This is a genomic window from Sphaerisporangium sp. NPDC051011 (assembly GCF_040653595.1).
Lineage (GTDB): Bacteria > Actinomycetota > Actinomycetes > Streptosporangiales > Streptosporangiaceae > Sphaerisporangium.
On sequence record NZ_JBFAGG010000005.1, the window covers coordinates 512238 to 534326 of the forward strand.

Consider the following 22089-nt stretch of genomic DNA (forward strand, 5'->3'; position numbering starts at 1 on the left):
CCGGGCCACCTGTCAAGGCGTCGTGAGCAGGCCCTACCGTCGTGTGGGTGCGACCTCGACATGCCTGGCGGACCCTCGCCCGGTGGGACCTGATCATCTCGGCCTGGCCGTGGCGCGCGATGGCCTACCTACTGACCGGCGTGGCCGTCGGCGGCGTCGTGCTCGTGCTGTTCCTGACCTCGCTGGCCGCGGGCGCCGTCCTGACGCTGGTGCTGATCGGCATCCCGATCGTGCTGGCCATGGGGCTCTGCGGCGTCCCGGTCGCCGCGCTGGAGCGCCGGCGGCTGCGCCTGATCGACGACGAGCCGGTCCCCACCCCGCACCTGGACCCGAAGCGGCCCGGCCTGTGGGCCTGGGTCGAGTGGCGCTACAAGGAGCAGGCCACATGGCGCGAGCTGGCGTACACGGGGCTGCTGGTCGTGGTGCTCTGGCCCGCCGAGCTGGCGGTGGTCCTGTACGGCCTGGTGATACCGACGACGATGATCTTCACCCCGTACGGCGTCGCGGAGGTGGGCAGCCTCAACGTCCTCAAGGTGTGGCTGGTTGACACCTATCCGGAGGCATTCGCGATGAGTGCCCTCGGCGTGCTCGGGCTGGCCCTGGCCGCCTACCCGCTGACGGCGCTGGCGATGGGCCACGCCATGCTGGCCCGGCTGCTGCTGGCCCCCCGCGACGACGAGCGCGGCGAGCGGCTGGCCGAGCTGACGCGCTCGCGCACCCGGCTGCTGGAGGCGTTCGAGTCCGAGCGGCGGCGCATCGAGCGCGACCTGCACGACGGCGCGCAGCAACGGCTGGTCTCGCTCACCATGACGCTCGGCCTGGCCCGGGTGACGCGCGGCGAGGAGGCCGCGGAGCTGGTCGGACAGGCGCACGAGCAGGCCAAACTCGCCCTGGCCGAGATCCGCGACCTGATCCGGGGCATCCACCCGCGCATCCTCACCGACCGCGGACTGCCCGCCGCCGTGGCGGACGTCGCCGACCGGTCCCCCGTGCCCGTGGAGGGCTCCGTCGAGTGCCCGCGCCTGCCCGAGGCGATCGAGTCGGTCGCCTACTTCGTGGTGTGCGAGGCGCTGGCCAACGTCGCCAAGCACAGCCAGGCCCGGCTCGCCACGATCGACGGCCAGGTGGACGACGGGCTGCTCGTCGTGGAGATCCGCGACGACGGCGTGGGCGGCGCGGACGCGACGGCCGGCACGGGCCTGGCCGGCCTGGCCGACCGCGTCTCGGTGGTGGACGGCAGACTCATGCTGTCCAGCCCGCCCGGCGGGCCGACCCTGCTACGTGTGGAGATCCCGTGCGCGACGACGGCCGCCTGACGGTAGTGATCGCCGAGGACGGCGTCCTGCTGCGCGAAGGGCTGTCCGGCCTGCTGGCTCGGTTCGGCCACCACGTGGCGGCCTCCGTGGGCGACGCCGAGTCCCTGATGGCCGCCGTGGCCGAGCACGCCCCCGACATCGTGGTCACGGACGTGCGCATGCCGCCCGGCTACGCCGAGGAGGGGCTGCGCGCCGCCGTGGCACTGCGGGCGGCGAACCCGCATCTGGCCGTACTCGTCCTCAGCCAGTACGTCGAGCAGACCTACGCCTCCGAGCTGCTGGACTCCGGAGACGGCACCGGGGTCGGCTACCTGCTGAAGGACCGCGTCGGCGACGTCGAGGAGTTCGTCGACGCCCTGCGCACGGTCGCGGGCGGCGGCACGGTGGTGGACCCGGAGGTGGTCAGGCAACTACTCCGCCGCCGCCGCGACCCGCTGACCCGGCTCAGCCCGCGCGAGCGCGAGGTCCTCGCCCTCATGGCCGAGGGCCGCTCCAACACGGCCATCGCCCGCGCCCTGGTCGTCTCTGAGGCGGCCGTAGGCAAACACATCGGCAACATCCTCACCAAACTGGACCTCCCCCCCGACCAGGACGCCCACCGCCGCGTCCTCGCCGTCGTCACTTACCTACGCGGCTGACCCCGCTCTGCGCAGCTGACACCGCCCGATTCCGGCGCCGGAAGTGCAGGTTCGTGGCAGGAATTGCCGGCGGCAGGCATCCTGCCCGGTCCTCCCACACCGACACCAGGGGCGACGCCGCTCCCACATTGCCGTCCAAGGAGATATGGAGAGCGGCCGACCCGCGCCCAATACATCGCACAGCTTTAAAAGGGATATCGATACTTTCGGTGGGATGTCCGGTTTTTCGGGGGTTACAGAAAGCTGTTGGACGCGATTTCCTGTGGCACATGGGATACCGTTTCCTAGCCGGTTCTTGATTCTGCCTTCCAAGAGTGCTCCCAGGCTCTACTGTCCGTAAGCGAATACCGACGACGACCTTGTAATGGCGCGGTCGTCTCCCGTTGCATTCAGTTGCATTCCGTTGCGTGGAGGGTCAGGTGCCAAAACCGCAGACGACCAACCCGGAGTCCTCCCCGGCAGCCCGTTTCGGCTACGAGCTGCGCAGGCTCCGCATGGAAGTACACATGACCCAGTCCCAACTGGGCGGCAAGCTCGGCTACACGGGAGCCGCGATGGGCGCGATAGAAAGAGGACTACGCCTCCCGCAGCAACGAGAACTCGTCGAACAGTGCGACGAGGCCCTCGGCGTCAACGGCGCCCTACTCCAGATCTGGGAACAGTGCCGCTCCGACGGCAACCAGCGCTGGTTCTACCCGTGGCTGGAGGCCGAGCAGCAGGCTCTTACTCTGCGCACCTGGCAGCCCCTCCTCGTCCCCGGCCTCCTCCAGACACCCGACTACGTACGGGCCATCTTCCTCGGAAAGGCCGGCATGACGTCCGAAGCGATCGACAAGGTGGTGGAGGCCCGAATCGATCGACAAGCCATCTTCAGGGGCGACCATCCACCTAGGATGTGGGCAGTCCTGGACGAAGGCGTCTTCCAGCGGCCCATAGGCGGTACGTCCGTCATGGAGGGGCAGATGAAGCACCTCTTGACGATGGCCGAGCATCCATGTATAGCGATCCAGATAGTCCCACTCGCCGTGTCCTGCACCGCAGGATTGTTGGGCGGTTTCATCCTCGCGCGGCTACGAGACGGTCGCGAGGTCGTATACCTAGATTCCGCCGGTAAGGGACAGGTAACTGCCCAGGGCAAGGAAGTGCGAGATATTCAGATACGCTACGAAACAATACGCACGTTCGCACTTCCGCATGACCTCTCACTCGATCGGATCAAGGAGTGGATGATTAAATGGACGACCTGACTAGTGCCAGGTGGGTCAAGTCCTCGTACAGCGGCGACAACGGCGGAGACTGCGTCGAGCTTGCCGCGCTGTCCAGCCTTGGCATGGCGGTTCGTGACAGCAAGCGCCCCCACGGGCCGGTGCTCCGCGTCCCGATCGCCGAGTGGGCCGCGTTCCGCCGAAGCCTCAAGTCCGGCGACTTCGACACCCTGACAACCTGACCCTTGTTGTGAGCGGGACCTGCCGCCACGGCGGGTCCCGCTGACCAACCACAAAACGGCGGTATCCCAGCGAGACACCAGCCCCTCGATTCCGGACACGGAGACGATGCCACATGGACGATCCGACCGCCGCCAGATGGGTCAAATCCTCGTACAGCAGTGACAATGGTGGTGACTGCATCGAAGTGGCCACGTTGTCCGTCGAGGGCGTCGTGCTTCGTGACAGCAAGCGTCCGAACGGGCCGGTGCTCCGTATCCCCGCCACCGAGTGGGCCGCATTCCGCAACAGCCTCAAGTCCGGCGAACTGAGCGCCTGACCTTGGAAACCACCTGACCCCATAAGACAAGCGGGACCCGCACCCCCAGTTCGGGTCCCGCCGACCAGCCACAAGACGGCGGTATCCCAGCCAGACATCCAGACCCTCGATTCCGGACACGGAGACGATGCCACATGGACGACCTGACCACCGCCAGATGGATCAAGTCCTCGTACAGCGGCGATGAGGGTAACTGCGTCGAGCTTGCCGCGCTGCCGGGTAAGGACATGGCTGTCCGCGACAGCAAGCGCCCGCACGGCCCCGTACTCCGTTTCCCCGCCACCGAGTGGACCGCATTCCGCAACAGCCTCAAGTCCGGCAAGCTGAGCACCTGAGCTTGGAACAATCTGACCTGAGAAGATAAGCGGGACTCGCGCCCTCAGCTCGGGTCCCGCTGACCAACGGGCACAGGCCGTCCAGCATCTGGGAACGACTCCACTGAATAGGCCATCCGGGGGACGGGCGCCCGTGTCCGGGGGGTCAGGCGAGAGACACCTTCCCTGCCGATATCAGGTCGCTCGGTGTGTTGCCGCGATCCGGTCGAGCAGGCGGTTGGCCTCGGCTCGGCTGCGGACGACGTGCACGTCGGCGTGACGGGCATGCTCGTCGATGAGCTTCCGGACGCGGGGAGCCATCGTGCGGCGGTAGTTCCACACGTACTTGATGAACTCCCAGGTGATCCGGTCGTAGACGCCGATGGCGTCGTGCTGCCCCCCGCCGTGACGTATGCGACGCTGCGCTATCCCCAACAGACATGTCAACGGGGACAGGTCCAAGAAGATCACCGTGTCGGCGGCCTTGAGCCGGATGGGCAGGGTGGAGGCGAAGTTCCCGTCGATCACCCACGCGGGAGCCGAGACAAGTTCCTCCTGCACGGCGGCGAACTTCTCCTTGGAGAGGGTGTTCCAGTCGTCGTCGTAGTACACGACGTCCAGGTGCGTGACCGGCGCGTCGAGTATCGAGCCGAGACGCCGCCCGAGGGTGGTCTTGCCGCTGCCTCCGCAGCCGATCACCGCGACCTTGCGCATGGCCCAGGACCTTACCGGCCTGCCGGAGAGACGACTGGCTCTCATGGCGCTCCAGGCGGATCGCGCCCTGCGACGAGCTGCGGGGTCGCGCTCAGCGACATGCGGGGCGACCGCGTCGGCTCCAGGCTCGTCAGTCGAGGTTGTTTCGCTGGCGCACCAGGTTCGCGATGGCGAGAATTTTAGGGCGACCGGTGGCCTTGAAGGACAGGCCATGGCGGAAGATCTCTGGAATCCAGTACTGGTCCTCCTCTCGAAAGACGACACCGTTGGCGGCAAGAATTTCCAGGTCTTCATTCGACAGCCCTACCGACTCAGAGCTGAACGGAATTCGCTTCTGCTCTGCGGCGAGGCCGTCGAGGCGCTTGAGGAGGTCCCCGACTCGCGGGCTCTCGTCGCTGATAGCCTCAACCTTCTCCTTACTGCATTGGACGAGCGCATTCCTCATCGCCGCAGGTGCGAGCAGGCGATCCGTCCAGCGAGTGTCCGCCAGAGACTGGGCTGCCGATTCTTTGATAAAGGTGACAATGTCACGGGCCTGAATCTGCCCATTGAAATCTGAGAGGGCAGCGAGGAACCATCCGTCTGATCGGGCTTCACGAGAACGAAGTGATCCCATCTTCTCGCCCCATACCGCAAGGAGTCGCTTGCCGAGATCCTGATCTTTTGCCGATGCGACCTCCTCAGAGGACAAGCCGGGTAGGGCATTAGAGCGTTGAGCAACCCATAGGGCAAGCCGCAGGGCCTCCGCCGGATTCCACCTGAGCTCATACTCGTTATATCGAGCGAAGAACTGTCCGTAGTTCTGCCGGATAGCCGCTTGCACGAGGTCCCGTCGAACAAAGATCACAAGGCCGAGTGGCCGACCTCGGAGGCTGCGCAACCAGTCGAGACAGTCGACTAGAAGGACGCGGAGAGCCTGCCGCTGGGCGGCATTCTGGGAAAAGTCCTGAAGTAGATCTTCCAATCCGTCAATGAGGAAGATCCGGCTGCCGACATGGCCGAAGTCGGCTAGCTTCTGCTCGGCATCGCCGGGGGAGGCACTGATACCTACGGACTGAGCCAAACAAGTAAGCCAAATCCGCCGCCACTGCAGGTCGGTCAGCTCTGAACGCAGCGCTTCGTCGATAAGATCCCGTAGGCCGAGCTGGCTTGCGGGCTCGGCTCCCGGGGAGACGGAGGCGCCGCGCTGGATCTCGCTGATCCGGTCACGAGTGGCGTCGTTGAGATTCTTGGAGACGAACACAGGTACCAGCAAGGCGTCCAGGCTGACGTCTTCGACGCCGACGTCTCGCGCGTAGTCTCTCCATGTCCTACGGAAACACATCTGGATCTGGGTGAAGGTCTTCCCCGAGCCCTTGGCACCTGCCACTACACAGAGTGGCGGCTCCGTTCTGTGCGAGATCAACAGATTACGAAGCGACTCCGTCGGCAGGAAAGCCGTGTCATCCGCCGTCTCGGCATAGGCCAACCGCCGGGCGAAGTCACTGAGGGTCTCACGGAGGGAGGCCAGATCGTTTTCGGCCGTGATTCGGAGCGAATCCGCAGCATGCGCTTCGTCCGTAGCCGTCAGTTCCTTCGGAAGAGCGAGCCCTTCCGCCAGTGGTGAGAGCGCCTCGGTGAGTTGCTGCCGGCGAACCAGCTCGACCACTTCCTCCCAAGAGGGAGGAAGTGCCAGGAGCCGGTCTTGGAACACACTGAAGATCGGCTCCAGTGTGAGGTCACTGTCAACGGTCCTGTCCTCCCCTTCCGGTAGGCCAGGTTCGAGGGTTCTGGCGATCACATCGCGGAGCAAGGCCGCTGCTTCGATTGCCAGATCCCCATGCCCGTGCTCCCGGAACTGGGTGATTACCGCGACGCTCGTCGGGTCGTCACCCCGGCTGGGTGCCCGCCGGCCGAGTTCCTGAATGATACGAAGCGTGCCGTACAGCGACTGGTTGCTGATGGTGGTGACAAAGATCCGTTGTACACGCGGGTCCAGCAGGATGGGAGCCGCGAGTTCGCTGCTGCCGGCCCGCAGATCGATCAGGACCGTCTGTGCTTCAAGCCGACAAGCGAGTTCGGCGAAGGACTCGGTCAGGTAGTACATCGACCGGTCCGGGGTCAAGAGGTCGGTGGGCTCGAGCCGCGGCGGAGCGATGTCCAGACGTGAACGCCGAGTGGGCATGACGACCACGTTGTCAAACGCCTGATTCGGCAGGTAGGCCGCGCCCAGGGTGATCGCGTCGTCGGGACGGCCGTCCTCGGAGGAGTGCAACAGCGCGAGGAAGTCTTCGTATCCGAAGTCAACGCGCCTGCCTCGTGCAGTGAACATCCAGGTGATTCCTGGGGCTTCCAAGTCGGCGTCGACGAGGAGCACTCGCCCCCCACGCTGGGCGATCGCATCGGCAAGGGCCACACCGTGCAGAGTGCGTCCCACACCACCCTTAAAGGAGTGCAGTGCGGCGATCCGAACATTGCCCGGGAGCGGGCCTTGCGGGGAAGGCAAGGGCTGGCCGAGGGCACGTACAATACGCCGTTCCCGCCATCGCGGTTCCCGCCTCGGCGTGTCGGACTCTCGCTGGGAAACGGTGATCGGGAGCAACCTGGTGGAGGGGTGTCCGGGTACGTCGTCCAGCCGGAGAGCGCTACTTCCATGGTGGAAAGCGATTGAGCCGACGCCGAACTTTTCACTCAACCAGGACAGGGCTTCCTCGGGCGACATCTGTGGGTCGATGGTCAGCTCGAGTCCGTCCCAGAAGGCATCGCACTCGTGGAGCCATTGTGGCCACTGGTTCCGCTCCGCGAGAGCTGCCAAGTGGGCGTCCACATCGACCCAGGTGTAGAGGCGCTCTGGAACTGCGGTCTCCTGATCTGGCATGATCATGTCCTCAATTCTCTGTTACACCAGTCCAGCAGGTCACGCAGCACGGCGAGGGCCTGTTCCTCGTGCTCCTTCCGGAGGGCATGGCCGTACCGCCACGCCTGGTGCAGGTCGCGGAACTCCACCTGCTCCACTCGCTGGTTGTGGCTTGCACAGCGTTGCATCCGAGCGCAGAGATTAGGGGGTAAACGCAGCTCCTTTGCCAGGCGCTGCAGGTCGTGGTTTCCTCAGGTGTTCGGAAAGCTGGCCCGTGGACCTCAAACTGAGGCGGTCGAGGAGTGCTGCCTTCAAGCCGCACTCGACGCCGTAGAAGAGAAGCAGAGCTGCTGGAGGGCTCTCCGGCATGGACTCGGCAGCCTGCTTGTGGGCTGTGAGACTTACGCGGAGCTGGTTTCTGCCGACGCCTACGGACACGATCTGCGATCGTAACGTTACTTACCGCTGCAAGCTCGGTGGTTGCCATGATCGGTCGTAGACGCCGGAGGCATCGCGCTATCCCGGCTGACTCTTGCGGGACGGGGCGCGCGTCCGGGGCGCGCGAGGGGGCCGGGGCCTTACGCCATCAGCGAGGTTGTTCGGCGGCAGTTGACCGTCCACAAGTCGCCTGTGAGGAGCGGCGTGGCGGGAGCGGGCCGGCGGCATCGGCGTGGACGCCGCCGCCGCGCCCTCGCCGTCGTCACTTAACCTACGCGGCTGGCCGCCCGGGCGGCCCGAGCCGGGAAGAGGGTCGCCGGTCAGGCCCGCGAGGCGGATTCCTTCGTGTGATCCTGGAAGAGCGCCGAGGTGAATATGCCCGACGGGTCGAAAGCGGCCCTGGCCCTCAGGTACCGGGCGTAGTCCTTCCCGAAATGGAAGCGCCAATCCTCGTCCGCCATCTCACCCAGCCATCCCGAAAGAAACCGCCTGCCTCCGGCGAGCCGGAGAGTCGACCGGCGCAACATCGCCGGACGGCGGGCCGCCGAGCTGGCGCGCATCGAGCCGTGCCACTACATCGTCTTCGACGTGCTGGAGGCACGTGGCCAGGACCTGCGGCCCGCCCCGCTGAGACGGCGACGCCAGGCGCTGGAGGAGCTGTTCGCCGGCGTGCCTGCCGCGGCCACGCTGACGCTGTCGATGATGACCACCGACGTGGAACAGGCCCGCACCTGGGTGCGGACCCTCACCCCGGCGGGCGTGGAGGGGATCATGATTAAACCCGTCGGGCATCCGTATCGGCCTGGCGCACGCGGCTGGATGAAGTACAAGCACCGGACCACGACCGAGGCCATCGTGGGCGGCGTCACCGGCAGCCTCACCCGGCCGGTGGCCTTGATCCTCGACCGCTACTTCCCCGGCGGCCGGCTAGACATTCCGCCGGATGGCGATGAACGACGAGGAGACCGTCGCCCTCGTCGCGGGCGGTCACACCTTCGGCAAGACCCACGGCGCCGGTCCGGCGGACCACGTCGGCCCCGACCCCGAGGCCGCCTCGATCGAGGAGCAGGGTCTCGGCTGGAGGAACAGCTTCGGCACCGGCAAGGGCGGCGACGCGATCACCAGCGGTCTCGAGGGTGCGTGGACGAACACCCCGATCGCCTGGGACAACAGGTTCTTCGACATCCTCTTCGGCTACGAGTGGGAGCTGACCAAGAGCCCCGCCGGCGCCAACCAGTGGAAGCCGAAGGACGGCGCCGGTGAGGGCACGGTGCCCGACGCCCACGACCCGGCGAAGAGCCACGCCCCGACGATGCTGACCACCGACCTCGCGCTGCGCGTGGACCCGATCTACGAGCAGATCTCGCAGCGCTTCCACGAGAACCCCGGCGAGTTCGCGGACGCCTTCGCCCGCGCGCGGTTCAAGCTGACCCACCGCGACATGGGCCCGGTCGTGCGCTACCTCGGCCCGGAGGTCCCGACCGAGACGCTGCTCTGGCAGGACCCGATCCCCGCGCTGACGCACGAGCTCGTCGACGCCGAGGACATCGCCTCCCTCAAGGAGCAGGTCCTCGCCTCGGGCCTGCCGGTGTCCCAGCTCGTGTCCGCCGCCTGGGCGTCGGCCTCGTCCTTCCGCGGCAGCGACAAGCGCGGCGGCGCCAACGGCGCGCGCGTCCGCCTCGAGCCGCAGAGCGGCTGGGAGGTCAACGACCCCGACCAGCTCGCGACCGTGCTGAGCACCCTGGAAGGCGTTCAGGAGACCTTCAACGCCGCCCAGACCGGCGGCAAGAGGATCTCGCTCGCCGACCTGATCGTGCTCGCCGGCGGCGCCGCCGTCGAGAAGGCCGCCAAGGACGCCGGCGTCGACGTCCAGGTCCCCTTCACCCCGGGCCGCGCGGACGCGTCGCAGGACCAGACCGACGTCGAGTCGTTCGCCGCGCTCGAGCCGGCCGCCGACGGGTTCCGCAACTACCTCGGCAAGGGCAACCGGCTCCCCGCCGAGTACCTGCTGCTCGACCGGGCGAACCTGCTCACCCTGAGCGCCCCCGAGCTGACCGTCCTGGTCGGTGGCCTCCGCGTCCTCGGCGCGAACCACCAGCAGTCGTCGCTCGGCGTCTTCACCGCGACCCCCGGTGCCCTGACCAACGACTTCTTCGTCAACCTGCTCGACCTGGGCACGACGTGGAAGTCGACGTCCGACGACGCGAACACCTTCGAGGGCCTCAACGCGACGGCCGCCCTGAGCGTCCTCGGTCCGATGGTGACCTGGATGCCCTCAGCCTGAAGGCACCTGGGCGCCCCGACGCGATGGACGCCCAGGGGGCCTCAGCACGAAGAACGCCCTGAGGTCCTCAGCGTGACGGCCGCCCTGGGCGTCCTCTGTCCGGTGGTGACCTGGACGCCCTCCGCGTGAGGATGACCTGGGCGTTCTCGGTACGACATCGTCCGCCTCAGTCCGGCATTCTCGGATTGAGGCGCGACTTTTGTCTCCGGTCTTACGGGACCTCCGGGTGTCCGCCGCCTTGCGGGACTTGTGGGTCTCTTCTGTGCCCCGCGCTATCAGCGGCTCTCAGCGTGGGCCCGCCAGGATCCCGCTACGGTGCCGGGACAAGGGCGGCGGCGTCCGGGCTGTCGACGTAGAGCTTGTCGAACTCGACGAGCGGGGCGAAGCCGGCGAAGTTGGCCTCGACCTCGGCGCGCTCCGCCGAGCTGGGGTTGGCGTTGGTGCAGCTCACCGGGGCGCTGGAACCGGACATCAGATCGGTGCAGCGGCCGGTGCGCCGGTCGGGCAGGCCGAGGATGTGGCCGATCTCATGGGTGGCGATGCGCAGCGGGTAGTAGCCCTGGGAGGTCGCCTGCCTGCCCATCCAGATGGTGCCCCGGCCGAGGCCGGTGACGCTCGCGCGAGGCCAGTTGTTGTCGGCGAGCACCACGAAGTCGGCGGGCGTCCCCGCCACGAGCCGGACGTTGGTGACGCCGGCGTTCCAGACCTGCGCGGCCTGGTCCACCACGCTGCGGAACTCGGCGGCCCGGCTGGCGTCGTACCGCAGGACGCGCACCGCGGCGGCGTCGGTGCGCGCGTCCGCCTGAGCGGGTGTGACGGTGGACAGGAAGGCCAGTCCCAGAAGCAGTACCGAGACGGCGCGGAGGAACCTTGCGAAGAGCATCGGGGTCTCCTCAGTCGGGGGGTGCCCACCACGAGGCACACCGAAGAGATCACCGGTACGAACGCACCGGTGATCGCTGGAGTCCTCGGGCGGGGCTCCCGCCAACGTACGCTCAGCGGCCCCCGCCGGGGATACGCCAGTTCCCCCCTACCACCGTGTTATGGGTCGCCCCCCGGACGGCCGCGCCGTAGAACGGCCTCAGCCGGCCCGACCATCAGGGGGAGCGTTCGGAGGTGTCGAGTCGGGTGAGGACATCGTGGATGCGGGTCGTCATCTGGTCGTCGTCGAGGTCGCCAGGGTCGCGTAGCGCGGGATCCGCCACGTAGTCCTCCACGGCCCAGAAGGCGTCCTCCAGGGCCTGTTCCACGGCGCCCCCGGCCCGTTCCGCCTCCTCAAGAGCGCGCCGCCGGGCGGCCAGCCAGGCGGACTGGAAGGCGGGCGCCGTGACGCCGCCGCGTACGAGCGCCCGCATGAGGGCGAGCTGTTCGCCGATGCCCGAGCCCGGCGCGGCCTCGGCGGTGGTGGTCACGACGCGGTGGCGCGGCGCCTCGCGGCCGTGTTCCGTCATGAGCCGTGTTCCGTCATGAGCCGTGTTCCGTCATGGTGGTCGTGTTCCGTCATCAGTCCAGGTAACCGTTCGCCACTTTCACGAGCTGGGCCGGGGAGAGGTTCCAGGCGGACCAGAACGTGCCGTCCGGATGGAACATCACCATCTTGCCGCTGCTGGTGTCGATGAACGCGATCGCCGTGCCCTGGCCCTTGTAGGTGAACTGGTGGATGGTGGTGCCGGGCGCCGCCATGTGCTCCCGCATGGCCGCCACGAAATCGCTCAGCGTGGATTTGTTGCGGTTGCCGCTGATGCCGAAATCGAGCGCGTGCGCGTCGAACTTCTTGCTCAGCTGCTTCATGTCGCTGAAGTCGGGGAGCCACGGGGCCGGGCAGGTCGCGTTGTGGACGAGCAGGTCCCGGCCGCCCGTGGACACGTAGTACGTGTGCGTGTCGCCGACCGTCAGGTTGTGGACCCGCTCCCACTTGAGGACCTTCCGGATGGCGGTGACCTGGACGTAGGTGCCCGCGGAGGTGCGCAGCCAGGTCCCGGGGACCAGTTCGCCCGCGTCGACCCAGCCGCGCGCGGGGACCCAGAACGGATGGCCGTCGGTCGCGGTGATCGTGCCGGTGGCCGTCCCCCGGTCGCCGTCCACGTCGACGGTGATCCGCACCAGGTCCTTGGCGCCGGTGCCCTCGATCACTGCGGTGACGGGCTCGCTCCGGGTGACCCCCGTCCGGGGGTCGGTGGCCGCGACCCGGTCTCCGACCTGGACGTCCCTGATCGGCTTGCGCGTCCCGTCCGCCATGAGGACCGGCGTGTCCCCGGTGAAGCTATTGCCGACGCACCCGGCGAGCTTGCCCAGCTCGAAGGCTTTGCCCAGCATGCCGAACCCGCATCCGAGCGCGGCCTCTCTGGCCACCGAGCTCCAGCTGACCTTCCTGCCGGACAGCCGCTGCGACACGTACTCCAGCCCGCCGCCGCCGATGGCGCCGCCGACGCAGGCCACCAGCATCGGGTTGTTGCCGCTCGGGTCCGTCAGGTTGACGGGGTCGCCGGACGCGTACCCGTACAGGTTGGTCCCGCCCTGCACGCCGATCGGGTCCTCGCTGATGAACCGGCCGAGCGTCGGGCTGTAGTAGCGGGCGCGGTAGTACATCAGGCCGGTGCCGTCGTCCTCGCGGCCGGTGTAGGTGAACCGGTTGCCGCCGGGGTCCCCGGTGACCGTGGCGCCGCCGTACGGGTCGTAGGCGTACTCGGCCTTGAGGGTGCCGTCGGCGGCGCCGAGTCCGAGCGTGCTGCCGTGCAGGTCGGTCAGGTACGCCTGCGCGCCGGAGGCGGTGACGCGGCCGAACCACTGGTCGACCCCGGCGGTCATGAGGTCGGCGGTGACGTTCCCCGCGCCGTCGGTCTCGGCGAGGGGGTTCTCCCCGGGCGTCACGTAGCCCCTGACGTCGCCGCTCACCGACACGCGGTCGCGGCGTCCCTCGGCGTCGTAGCGGAACTGCGCGGTCAGGCCCTTGCGGCTGAGGCCGGAGAGCCGGCCGCGCGCGTCCCAGCCGTAGATCGTGGTGCCGTCGCCGGTGAGGTTGCCGTCGGGGTCGTACTCGAGGGCCTGCCCGCCGCGGCTGATCATGCGGTTGGCCTTGTCGTACAGCATCGCGCCGCTCGCCGCGGGCAGCGCGACCCTGGCGAACGAGCCGTCCACCGCGGTGATCTGCCCGACCGGGTCGTAGGTGTAGGCGAGGTTCCCCTTGCCGGTGGCGCCGTGCCGGTAGGTGATCGCGGTGACCCGCCCGGCGTCGTCGTAGTCGTACGCCTGGCTCCATCCGCCGGGCAGGTCCAGCCGGTCCTGCCGCCCGGCGTCGTCATAGTGCGGTACCACCGCGAGGGCGCCGCGTTCGATGCGCGCGATCGCCCCGGCGTCGTCGTAGGAGTAGGTGACCGGGGGACGGCCCTGGACGGTCAGGCCGGAGGGCCGGTTCGCGCGGTCGTAGGTGTAGTCCACCCGCCCGGTGGGCTGGCCGACCCGGGTGACGCGGTCCAGCGGGTCGTAGGTGAAGGTGGTGGCGCCCGCGGCAGCGGTGTCGGCGACGCTCTTGAGGTTGCCGTTCTCGTAGGTGAGGTCGACGCGGGACTCGGCGGTGGCGCCGTTCACGCCGTACTCGACGGTCCTGGTCCTGCCGAGCGGGTCGTAGGTGAGCCTGGTGACCTTGCCCCGGCGGCCGGTCGCGGTGGCGACCTCTCCGGCGGGCGTGTACGTCGTGGTGGTGGACGCGCCGAGCGGGTCGATGACCTTGGTGATCCGGTCGGAGTCGTCGTACTCCCAGCTGATCGAGTTCTTCCTGGGGTCGGTCAGCTTGGTGCGGTTGCCGTTGGCGTCGTAGGCGAACGTGAACACCCGGCCGAGCGGGTCGGTCGCGGAGGTCACCTGGTTGCGGGCGTCGTAGGCGATCGTGGCGGTCGACCCGGCCGGGTCGGTGGTCTGGACGACCCGGCCCGCCGCGTCGGTGAAGAACCGGGTGACGCGCCCGAGGGGGTCGGTGGTGCTGCGCAGGTCGCCGAGGCGGTAGGCGTTGGTCGTCGTCTCGCCCGCCGGGTCGGTGAGCGTCAGTATCTGGCCGGCGGCGTTGTAGGTCGCCGTGAACTCCCGCCCGAGGGGGTCGGTCTCCTTGAGGAGGTTGCCCCGCGCGTCGTACTCGTACCGCGTGACCTTGCCCAGCTCGTCGGTGATCGTGGCCGGCCGGTCGAGGGGACCGTAGGTGATCTTCGGGCCGTCCACCGCGTCCGGGGTGCCCGCGAGCCGGGTCTCGTGGGTGACCCTGCCCTGCGCGTCGTAGGAGAGCGCGGTCACGCGTCCCCGCGAATCGGTGAGGGAGTCGAGCCGTTGCCCGGCGCCGCGCGTGAAGGTGACGGACTGCGCCTCGGGCGTGCCGTACGCCTCGGTCCGGCTGGTCGCGGCGCCCTCGGCGTTGAACGTGACCCGTTGCACGGCGCCGCCCGGGCGGGTCACCCGCGTCTCGGTGATCCTCCCGCCCGCGTCGGTGACGTAGGCGAACCGGTAGACCTGCCCGTTGGTCAGCGTCTGCACGGAGACCCGGCCGGCGGCGTCGTACTCGTTGGTCAGGTAGACGATGCCGCGGGTGTCGGTCGCGGTGCGCATGCGCCCGGCGGCGTCGTAGGTGTAGCGCATGGTCTTGCCGCCGGCGTCGGTGACGGTCTCCAGGTGCCCGCCGGCGTCGTAGGTGTAGGACACCGTCCGGCCGATGTTGTCGCGCAGCCCGGTGACGCGCTTGTCGGCGTTGTAGGTGAGCGCGATCCATCTGCCGTTCGGCGAGGTGACCTTGGTCAGCTTGCGCTCGCCGTCACGGGTCAGCGTGATCGTGTTGCCGTTGGGGTCCTTGATCTCGGTGAGCGGCGCGTACTGGGGGAAGAAGTACCGCATTCCGTCGCGGCGGCGCAGCTCCCATCCGGCGCGGTCGTTGTCGCGGCTGATCGTGGAGCCGCGGTACTCGCCGGGGGTGCCGGTGGCCGTGAAGATCGCGTCGTTGAACCCCGTCCCAGGAGAGGTGCGGACGTAGTGGACCACCGCCCCGCCGGGCAGGTACAGGTCCACCTCCTGGTACTGCTCCTCGGAGTGCAGGAAGGCGTTGTACCCGCCGATCTGCCCGACGCCGAAGTCACGCGGGGCCGTGTCCCCCTGGTAGAGGGTGCGGGTGATCTCGATGGGCATCACGTCGTCGACGGCGAGGTCGGTGCGCGCGTCCATGAGCTGCCCGGTGGAGAGCTCCACCGGGTCGCCGTTCACCCACTTCCACAGGTCCTTGAGCCACTTGAGCAGCCACTTGGGCAGGAGCTCGGTGTTGAACATGCCGCCGTAGAATGACCACACCTTGGTGCCCGGGTCCGGCACGACCTGCTTGCCATCGGCGCTGACCTTGCCGTGGCCGTAGACGTGCCAGCCCTGCCGCTCGGGGTCGTAGTTCCAGAAGTCGACGGTGTGGCCGGGCGGCAGTTTGGTGTAGTTCGGGTAGACGACCCGGGCGCCGTCGGGGAAGACGAAGGTCCCGCCGGGCTGCACGGTGAAGTAGACGGGCACGATGCCGTTCGGCGGCAGCGGGAACGGCGGCCGGTCGATGGGAATGGGCGTGATGCCCAGCTCGGTGATGACCTTCCCGCTCTTGTCCCTGATGACGGACCCCGCGGGGATGCGCACCTCCAGGCCGGGGATCTTCGGCGTGGTGAGCACGACCTCCGCGCGGGTCGGCGAGTCGAACCTCACCATGTGCCGGGTGTCGAGCTGCTGCATCCAGATCGTGTACGGCAGGACGGTCGTCCGCCCGGCCGCCAGGTCGACCTTGACCGAGTAGAAGCCGTAGCGGTGGCCCTTCGTGCTCGCCGTCCCCCCGTCCACGTCGAGGGTCGAGGTCCCGGCGGGGAGGCCGGCGAGCAGGAAGCGTCCCTTGCCGTCCGTGGTGGTGGTGACCCTGCCGGCGGTGAGGGTGACGCCGGGCAGCGCCTTGCCGTCGACGGTGCGGACCAGGCCCGCCAGGGCGGTGACCCCGGCCGGCGCCAGGGGCGGCGTCACGCGCGGCGGCCGGGCCCCGCGGATGTTCCAGTCGACACCTTGAAGGTTCGCCGTGTCGGGAGTCCAGTCGGCGTCGCTCGCGGCGGGCTTCTCCCCGGCGACGCTCGCCGCCGCCGGAGCGGGAGCGGGAGTGGGCGCCGCGGGACGGGCCGCGGGCGACGGCGCGGACGAGCGGGCGGCGGGCGCCTGGGCGCGGATGGTCAGGGCGACGCCGATCTGCCCGGTCCCCGCACGGTAGGGGTCCACGACGACGGTGTAGGTGCCGGCCACGGGCAGGTCGGCGACGTCGACGACCTGGTCCTGGGAGACCCACCTGCTGTCGAGCTCGCTGCCGTCGGGCTCGTAGACGCCGACGTACACCCCGCCGCCGCCGAAGGCCGCGGCGCCGGTGAAGCCGAGGTTCAGCCGCTGCCCGGCCGTGCCGTCGAAGGTGAACACCGCGTCCTGCCCGGGCCGGGAGATCGTGGCGGTGCCGGCGGGTCCGCCCGGCGTGAGAGCGCCACCGGAGACGCGCCGGGACAGGGTGAGGGTGACCGAGCCGGTGGCGGCCCGCGTCGGGCGGACCACGATCGTGTACGTGCCGGTTCGCGGCGGGTCGGGCAGGTCGATCTCGTCGGCGCCGTTCACGTAGTGGTCGTCGTCCACGACGGTCCCGTCGGGCGCGATGACGTCGACGTACGCCGGCTCGCCGATGGAGCTGGCGGTGAAACCGACGCTGACGGGGATGTGGGCGGTGCCGGCGAAGGTCAGCTGGGCGTTCTGGCCGGGCCGGGTGATCGTGGCGGTCACTCCGGGGCCGGTCGGGGTGAGCGTGCCGGCGTCCACCCATGTCGACAGGGTGAAGGTGGCCGCGCCCGTCCCCGCCTGGACGGGGTCGGCCACCACCCGGTACGTCCCGGTCGCCGGCAGTGCCGCGATGTCGATCTTCTCGCTCTGACCGGCGGAGACGTAGTGGTCGTCCACCACGACGGCGCCGCCGGGCGCGACGACGTCCACGTACGCGGCCTTGGTCAGCGAGTTGCCGGTGACCCCGAGCGTCAGCGGGACGCCGGCGGTGCCCGCGAAGGTGTACGCCGCGTCCTGCCCGGGCCGGGTGATCGTCGCCGCGACCCCGGGGCCCGTCGTCGTCAGCGTGCCCGCGCTCACCGGGGTCGAGAGGGTGAGCGTGACCGAGCCCGTGCCCGCCTGCGCCGGATCCACCACCACCCGGTACGTCCCGGCCTGGGGTAACCGGGCGATGTCGATCTCGCTCTCGTACCCATGGGAGACGTAGAAGTCGTCCTCCAGGACCGTGCCGTCGGGCGCGACCACGTCGATGGTGGTGGACCCCGCCATCGAGTTCGCCGTGATCCCGATGCTCAGCGCGCCCTCGGCCTTGCCGGCGAAGGTGTACACCGCGTCCTGCCCCGGCCGGGTGATCGTCGCAGTGACCCCGGGGCCGGTCGACGTCAGCGCGCCGGCCGTCACGGGCGCCGACCGGGTGACCGTCACCGCGCCGGTGGCCGCGTACAGCGGTGCGACCAGCACCTGGTACGTGCCCGTGGCCGGCAGCGCGGGCAGGTCCAGGTCCGCGTCGTATCCCCCGAGGACGTAGACGTCCTGGACCACGGCGGCGCCGTCGGGCGCGGTCACGTCCACGTAGACGGCGCTCTCGAAGGTGTTGCCGGTCAGGCCCAGGCTCACCGTCTCGCCCGCCGCGCCGGTGAAGACGGCCCGGGCGCGCTGGCCGGCGCGGGGGACGGCGACGGCGGTGCCGGCTCCGGTGGCGCTCAGGTCGCCCGCGTCGGCGATCTCGGACGCCGTCACCGTCACCTGGCCGGTGGCGGAGTCCGAGCTCGGGTCGATGAGAAGCTGGTAGGTCCTGCCTTCGAGCAGACCGCCGAGCCTGACCGCGTCGGAGCCGCTGGTGTAGACGTTCTTGATCTCCCTGCCGGTGTGGTCGTAGGCGATGGCACGGACGCCGCCGATGGTGTTGCCGGTGAGCCCGAGGTCGGCGACGCCGGAGGCGGGCGCGTCGAACACGACGAGGGCGGATTTTCCGGGCGTCGCGACGACGATGGGCGTGGCCGGGCCGCCCACCTGCACGCGGGTCGTGCTCTCGATCGTGGCGGGGTCGACGTCGGGCAGCGGGACGGAGAAGTCGCCCGCCGAGACGACCTCCCCGGCGGGCGTCGCGATCACCAGCTTGCCGGTGGAGGCGTGGTCGGGGACGCGGAACCTCAGCGAGGCCGGGGTGGCGGAGACGACCTCGGCGCGGGCCCCGTTGACGCTGACGACGTCGTCCTGCGCGGCGGCGGCGAAGCCGGACCCGGTGACGGTGATCTCGGTGCCGGGAAGGCCGGACGCGGGGGCGATCGCCGTGATCACCGGGCCGGGGGTGGCGGGCGTGAACGTTCCGGCCGGCACCGTGACGCCGTCCACGGTGACGGTGACCGTGCCCGCGCTCACGCCTGGCGGGACGGTCACGGTGAGCGTCGTCGCGGTGGCGGCGGTCACGGTGGCGGCGACGCCGTTGAACGCGACCGCGTCGGCGGACGGCGTGGCGGAGAAGCCGGTCCCCTGGAGGCGGACGGCCACGCCGGGCCGGGCCGAGGCGGGGACCATGCTCATCACCGAGAGCCGCGACGCGGGGTAGCGCTCGACGTTCAGGATGTTGCCCGCCTCGTCGTAGGCGTACCGGGCCGCCTCGCCGCCGGGGCGCGTGACGCCGGTCAGCCGGCCGGCGGCGTCGTAGGCGTAGACGGCGGGGCCGGGGGTGTCGGCCAGGGCGGCCTTCGCGGTGGTCCTCGCCTCGGTGGCGCGCGGGCCGGCGGCCGCGTCCTTCAGGGCGAGCGGCGCGCGCTCGGCGGCGCGCGCCGGTGGCGGGGGTGGCGCGCTCAGGCCCTCCGCCGGGAGGGCGGACGCGGCGACGGTCAGGCCGACCAGGATCGCCAGGAATTTTCCGCGCACCAAAACCGGCATACCGCGCCCCCGTAATGCAATGCCCGGAGAAAGCCGAAGGCAGGTCGACTCTCCCCTTTATGTGGGCTTTACTCGCCAGTTGGGGACACTATGCGGGGTGATCGTCACGCACAAGAGCCCTTTTTTGCCATATGTCGGTGCGGTGCTAGATCTTGACAATGTGGGAAATTCGATGTCGCACGGTAAATCGAACTCCGCGTGTAATCCCGGTGACGCGCAGGTGACCCGGCGCGGAGCCATCACCCTCGGAGGCCTGGCCGCCGTATGCGCGGCCACGGCCGCCGACTCCGGACGGCCGCCCGCGTTCACCGCCGCCGACATCGGCGCGCTGCCCGGCGTCCTCCTCCCGCCCGCGCCGCACACCGTCATGACCGCGCTGGACGTGCCACCGGGCCGCGACGCCCTGCGCGCGTACACCATGCTCAGCCGCCTGACCCGCGCGGCCCCCGCCGGGACGCAGGTGTCCCTGGCCATCGGCGCGTCCTGGTTCGACAAGGCCGGGCTGGCGGGCGTCCGGCCGTCCGCGCTGGCGCCGATGCCCGCCTTCCAGGGCGACGTCCTGGACGCGGGGCTCGTCCACGGTGACCTGTTCCTGCAGGTCTCCGCCGCCACCGCCGAACCGGCCCGGCACGCCGCCGACGCGTGGACGCGCGCCGTACCCGGGGTCCGGGTGCGGTGGCAGAAGCGGGGGTTCCGGCCCGGCGGCCACGTGAGCGGCGGCCGGGCGCTGGCGCGCAACCTGTTCGGGTTCGTCGAGGGACACGGCAACCCGTCGTTCCAGGAGGACCCCTCGCCCGCCGACGTCGTGCGCGTCCCCGCCGGCGCGGGCGAGCCGGCGTGGGCGGTGGGCGGCACCTATCAGGTGGTCCGTACCATCCGCTTCGCCACCCGGCTCTGGGACGCCGACCCGCTCCCCGTCCAGGAGCGGGTGATGGGGCGCCGCCGCGACGGCGCGTGGCTGGACGGCACGACCCCCACCGGCCGCCCGGCCTTCGCGGACGACCCCGACGGCCGGATCACGCCCCTGGACGCCCACACCCGCCGCGCCAACCCCGGCACGCCCGGCGTTCCCGCGCCCCGCATGCTGCGCCGGGGGTACGCCTACCACGAGGGGCCGGACGCGCAGGGCATGCTGTTCGTCGCCTTCCAAGGAGACATGGAGCGCGGTTTCGCGGGCGTCCAGCGCCGCCTGGCCGGCCAGACCCTCGACCGGTACACGCTCACCATCGGCGGCGGATATTACTTTCTCCCCGATCCGTCCCACGGCGAACCCCACGAATTCCGCTCCGACGACGCCTGACGACCGCGCGATGTCACCGGAATTCCCCATAAATCACCGAAAGGCTCCAGCTCACCACGTCGAGGCGAACTTGCAACGGAGCCGCACGGGGAGCAACGGCGGCGGGCCGAGTGCCGCGCCTTCGTCGACTGCGCCCTCGACGGGTAAGTGACCTTCGACCGGCGCTCCGTCCAGTCGCCCTCGCGCCCGGCGAGCCGTTCGTCGTGGATCACCTCGTCATGATCGAACCTTTCTGACACCTCGAGCTCGATGCCGTCCTGGGCGCCGCGGAACGTGGCGGCGAACACGTCGGTGCCGGACTTGTCCTTGTCGAAGATGACGTCGAAGGCGTAGCCGGCGATCTCCAGCGTTCCGCCGTACCGGGTGCCCGAGCCGTCGTGGGTGGCCGTCACGCCGAGCGAGGCGCGGACCCCGTCCGCGATCATCATGTCCCCACGGCAGATGAAGTCGAAAACGCCCGCCGTACCGGTCGTGTGGGAGATCCACAGGCTGGTCAGCTCAAGGGACTTGACCGGCTCGGGCACGTCGGCAAGGCCCAGGGCCGCGACCATCTCCGCCATGCCGAGGGCCTCGCCCGCCGCCAGGCCGCCCCGGAAGGCCCAGCCTCCCGTCGCGCCGCCGCTGCGGGTGGCGGACACCTCGATGCTGAGGGACGAGCCGATCATCACGGTGCCCGCGACGGTGGCGACGAACTTCTCGACCTCGTTGTAGGCCAGCTCCAGGGACAGAGAGGTGATCGTGAAGGGGGCGATCGACCACGAGCCCGTGACCTTCATCCGGACGATGTAGGCGTCCCCGAGGTCGGCGGCGAACGACAGGTCGCTGATCGCGAGCCCGGCGGGCAGCTCACCCGCGGGGATGCCGAACGACTCCAGCAGTGATCCGACCCCGATCGCCTTGCCGTCGCGCAGCGCACCGGCGATGCGCAGGTCGGGAAGCCACACGGCGACCTGGAGCGGGAGCGCCTTGACGTCGAGCGAGGCCACGACCGCAGTGGACGAGTGGTCGGCCGGACGACCCCGCTGCGGCTCGCAGCCGCCCAGGAGCTGGCACCGCTGCTCACCCCGGCCGGGGCCGCACCATCCATGGCCGACCCTGCTGCCCTCCGGGTGGGCGGGAGGCCTGTACGGCAAGACCGAGCCGACCCAGTACCTCCGGGTGCACCTGGAACCGGTGGTGGAGATCGAGGTGGATGTCGCCGCAGAGCACGGCCGCTGGCGCCACGCCCTCAGATACCTGCGCCCCAGACCCGACCTCGACCCGGCCGACGTCCCACTCGGCCTGGACCTCGACGGCGCATAAGCCTGCTCATCCCCGGGCCGCGTGAGCGTCCCGGCACCCGCATGTCCGTGGATCCTCCCAATCACCACACCCAACGCCGCCCTGGCGTACCGGTGGCCAGCCAGGGGGGCACTCTGGCGACCTCGCGTAATCAACTGTCGCCTATTCGACCGTGGTTGAGATCGTGGTCGTCACGGGGAGTGGTCGTCGCCTGGGGCGTAGCGG

15 protein-coding genes and 2 pseudogenes are annotated in these 22089 nt (G+C 69.6%); 10 read left to right on the top strand and 7 right to left on the bottom strand.

Going from position 1 to position 22089, the window contains the following annotated elements; all coding sequences use genetic code 11:
- The first annotated feature begins 47 nt into the window (after positions 1 to 47).
- From AB0H21_RS15070 to AB0H21_RS15095, 6 genes are all read left to right on the top strand, one after another.
- Entirely contained in the window at positions 48 to 1316 is a 1269-nt protein-coding gene (locus AB0H21_RS15070; protein WP_358516507.1) for a sensor domain-containing protein, read from the top strand.
- Positions 1295 to 1954, top strand: a complete 660-nt coding sequence (locus AB0H21_RS15075) for a response regulator transcription factor (RefSeq protein WP_358516509.1) — start codon at positions 1295 to 1297, stop codon at positions 1952 to 1954. The genes AB0H21_RS15070 and AB0H21_RS15075 overlap by 22 nt, the downstream gene beginning before the upstream one ends.
- Before the next feature lie 419 nt (positions 1955 to 2373).
- Positions 2374 to 3201 (top strand): helix-turn-helix transcriptional regulator, encoded by an 828-nt coding sequence (locus AB0H21_RS15080; protein WP_358516511.1) that lies wholly within the window; start codon positions 2374 to 2376, stop codon positions 3199 to 3201.
- Positions 3189 to 3401, top strand: a complete 213-nt coding sequence (locus tag AB0H21_RS15085; protein WP_358516513.1) for a DUF397 domain-containing protein — start codon at positions 3189 to 3191, stop codon at positions 3399 to 3401. The genes AB0H21_RS15080 and AB0H21_RS15085 overlap by 13 nt, the downstream gene beginning before the upstream one ends.
- Positions 3402 to 3514: 113 nt before the next feature.
- Positions 3515 to 3718 carry a DUF397 domain-containing protein gene (locus AB0H21_RS15090; protein WP_358516515.1) on the top strand — a complete coding sequence of 68 codons (204 nt, stop codon included), beginning with the start codon at positions 3515 to 3517 and terminating at the stop codon, positions 3716 to 3718.
- Positions 3719 to 3852: 134 nt separating this feature from the next.
- Positions 3853 to 4053 (top strand): DUF397 domain-containing protein, encoded by a 201-nt coding sequence (locus AB0H21_RS15095; protein WP_358516517.1) that lies wholly within the window; start codon positions 3853 to 3855, stop codon positions 4051 to 4053.
- A 174-nt stretch (positions 4054 to 4227) separates the two neighbouring features.
- On the opposite strand, the gene AB0H21_RS15100 is transcribed toward AB0H21_RS15095, so the two are convergent.
- The 3 genes from AB0H21_RS15100 to AB0H21_RS15110 form a co-directional block, all read right to left on the bottom strand.
- Positions 4228 to 4746 (bottom strand): topology modulation protein, encoded by a 519-nt coding sequence (locus AB0H21_RS15100; protein WP_358516519.1) that lies wholly within the window; start codon positions 4744 to 4746, stop codon positions 4228 to 4230.
- Between the two features lie 130 nt (positions 4747 to 4876).
- A complete protein-coding gene (locus AB0H21_RS15105) occupies positions 4877 to 7609 on the bottom strand; it encodes an AAA family ATPase (protein ID WP_358516520.1) in 2733 nt (910 codons plus the stop codon).
- Complete coding sequence (locus AB0H21_RS15110; protein WP_358516522.1) at positions 7606 to 7770, bottom strand: hypothetical protein; 165 nt, start codon at positions 7768 to 7770, stop codon at positions 7606 to 7608. Before AB0H21_RS15110 ends, AB0H21_RS15105 begins: the two co-directional genes overlap by 4 nt.
- Before the next feature lie 838 nt (positions 7771 to 8608).
- Between AB0H21_RS15110 and AB0H21_RS15115 the strand changes: the two are divergent.
- Both AB0H21_RS15115 and AB0H21_RS15120 read left to right on the top strand, forming a co-directional pair.
- Positions 8609 to 8791, top strand: a pseudogene (locus AB0H21_RS15115) (ATP-dependent DNA ligase); the annotation flags it as partial.
- Between the two features lie 160 nt (positions 8792 to 8951).
- Positions 8952 to 10238, top strand: a pseudogene (locus AB0H21_RS15120) (peroxidase family protein); the annotation flags it as partial.
- A 376-nt stretch (positions 10239 to 10614) separates the two neighbouring features.
- Here the strand turns inward: AB0H21_RS15120 and AB0H21_RS15125 are convergent.
- The 3 genes from AB0H21_RS15125 to AB0H21_RS15135 all read right to left on the bottom strand — a co-directional run bounded on the left by AB0H21_RS15125 (position 10615) and on the right by AB0H21_RS15135 (position 19271).
- Complete coding sequence (locus AB0H21_RS15125) at positions 10615 to 11187, bottom strand: snapalysin family zinc-dependent metalloprotease (RefSeq protein WP_358516524.1); 573 nt, start codon at positions 11185 to 11187, stop codon at positions 10615 to 10617.
- A gap of 214 nt (positions 11188 to 11401) precedes the next feature.
- Positions 11402 to 11755 (bottom strand): colicin immunity domain-containing protein, encoded by a 354-nt coding sequence (locus tag AB0H21_RS15130; protein WP_358516526.1) that lies wholly within the window; start codon positions 11753 to 11755, stop codon positions 11402 to 11404.
- Positions 11756 to 11807: 52 nt separating this feature from the next.
- Positions 11808 to 19271 (bottom strand): RHS repeat-associated core domain-containing protein, encoded by a 7464-nt coding sequence (locus tag AB0H21_RS15135; protein ID WP_358516528.1) that lies wholly within the window; start codon positions 19269 to 19271, stop codon positions 11808 to 11810.
- Between the two features lie 184 nt (positions 19272 to 19455).
- On the opposite strand from AB0H21_RS15135, the gene AB0H21_RS15140 reads away from it, so the two are divergent.
- Positions 19456 to 20583: a Dyp-type peroxidase gene (locus tag AB0H21_RS15140; protein WP_358516530.1), complete on the top strand. Its 1128-nt coding sequence runs from the start codon at positions 19456 to 19458 to the stop codon at positions 20581 to 20583.
- Here AB0H21_RS15140 and AB0H21_RS15145 read toward each other — a convergent pair.
- Complete coding sequence (locus AB0H21_RS15145; protein WP_358516531.1) at positions 20523 to 21569, bottom strand: hypothetical protein; 1047 nt, start codon at positions 21567 to 21569, stop codon at positions 20523 to 20525. The genes AB0H21_RS15140 and AB0H21_RS15145 overlap by 61 nt on opposite strands.
- Between AB0H21_RS15145 and AB0H21_RS15150 the strand changes: the two genes are divergently transcribed.
- On the top strand, positions 21550 to 21885 hold the full coding sequence (locus AB0H21_RS15150; protein ID WP_358516533.1) for a hypothetical protein: 336 nt from the start codon (positions 21550 to 21552) through the stop codon (positions 21883 to 21885). The genes AB0H21_RS15145 and AB0H21_RS15150 overlap by 20 nt on opposite strands.
- The last annotated feature ends 204 nt before the right edge of the window (positions 21886 to 22089 follow it).

Bases quoted from the DNA above. Each gene is read 5' to 3' on its own strand.
- AB0H21_RS15085 (WP_358516513.1), top strand. From the start codon at position 3,189: ATGGACGACCTGACTAGTGCCAGGTGGGTCAAGTCCTCGTACAGCGGC.
- AB0H21_RS15090 (WP_358516515.1), top strand. From the start codon at position 3,515: ATGGACGATCCGACCGCCGCCAGATGGGTCAAATCCTCGTACAGCAGT.
- AB0H21_RS15095 (WP_358516517.1), top strand. From the start codon at position 3,853: ATGGACGACCTGACCACCGCCAGATGGATCAAGTCCTCGTACAGCGGC.
- AB0H21_RS15100 (WP_358516519.1), bottom strand. From the start codon at position 4,746: ATGCGCAAGGTCGCGGTGATCGGCTGCGGAGGCAGCGGCAAGACCACC.
- AB0H21_RS15105 (WP_358516520.1), bottom strand. From the start codon at position 7,609: ATGATCATGCCAGATCAGGAGACCGCAGTTCCAGAGCGCCTCTACACC.
- AB0H21_RS15110 (WP_358516522.1), bottom strand. From the start codon at position 7,770: ATGCAACGCTGTGCAAGCCACAACCAGCGAGTGGAGCAGGTGGAGTTC.
- AB0H21_RS15125 (WP_358516524.1), bottom strand. From the start codon at position 11,187: ATGCTCTTCGCAAGGTTCCTCCGCGCCGTCTCGGTACTGCTTCTGGGA.
- AB0H21_RS15130 (WP_358516526.1), bottom strand. From the start codon at position 11,755: ATGACGGAACACGGCCGCGAGGCGCCGCGCCACCGCGTCGTGACCACC.
- AB0H21_RS15140 (WP_358516530.1), top strand. From the start codon at position 19,456: ATGTCGCACGGTAAATCGAACTCCGCGTGTAATCCCGGTGACGCGCAG.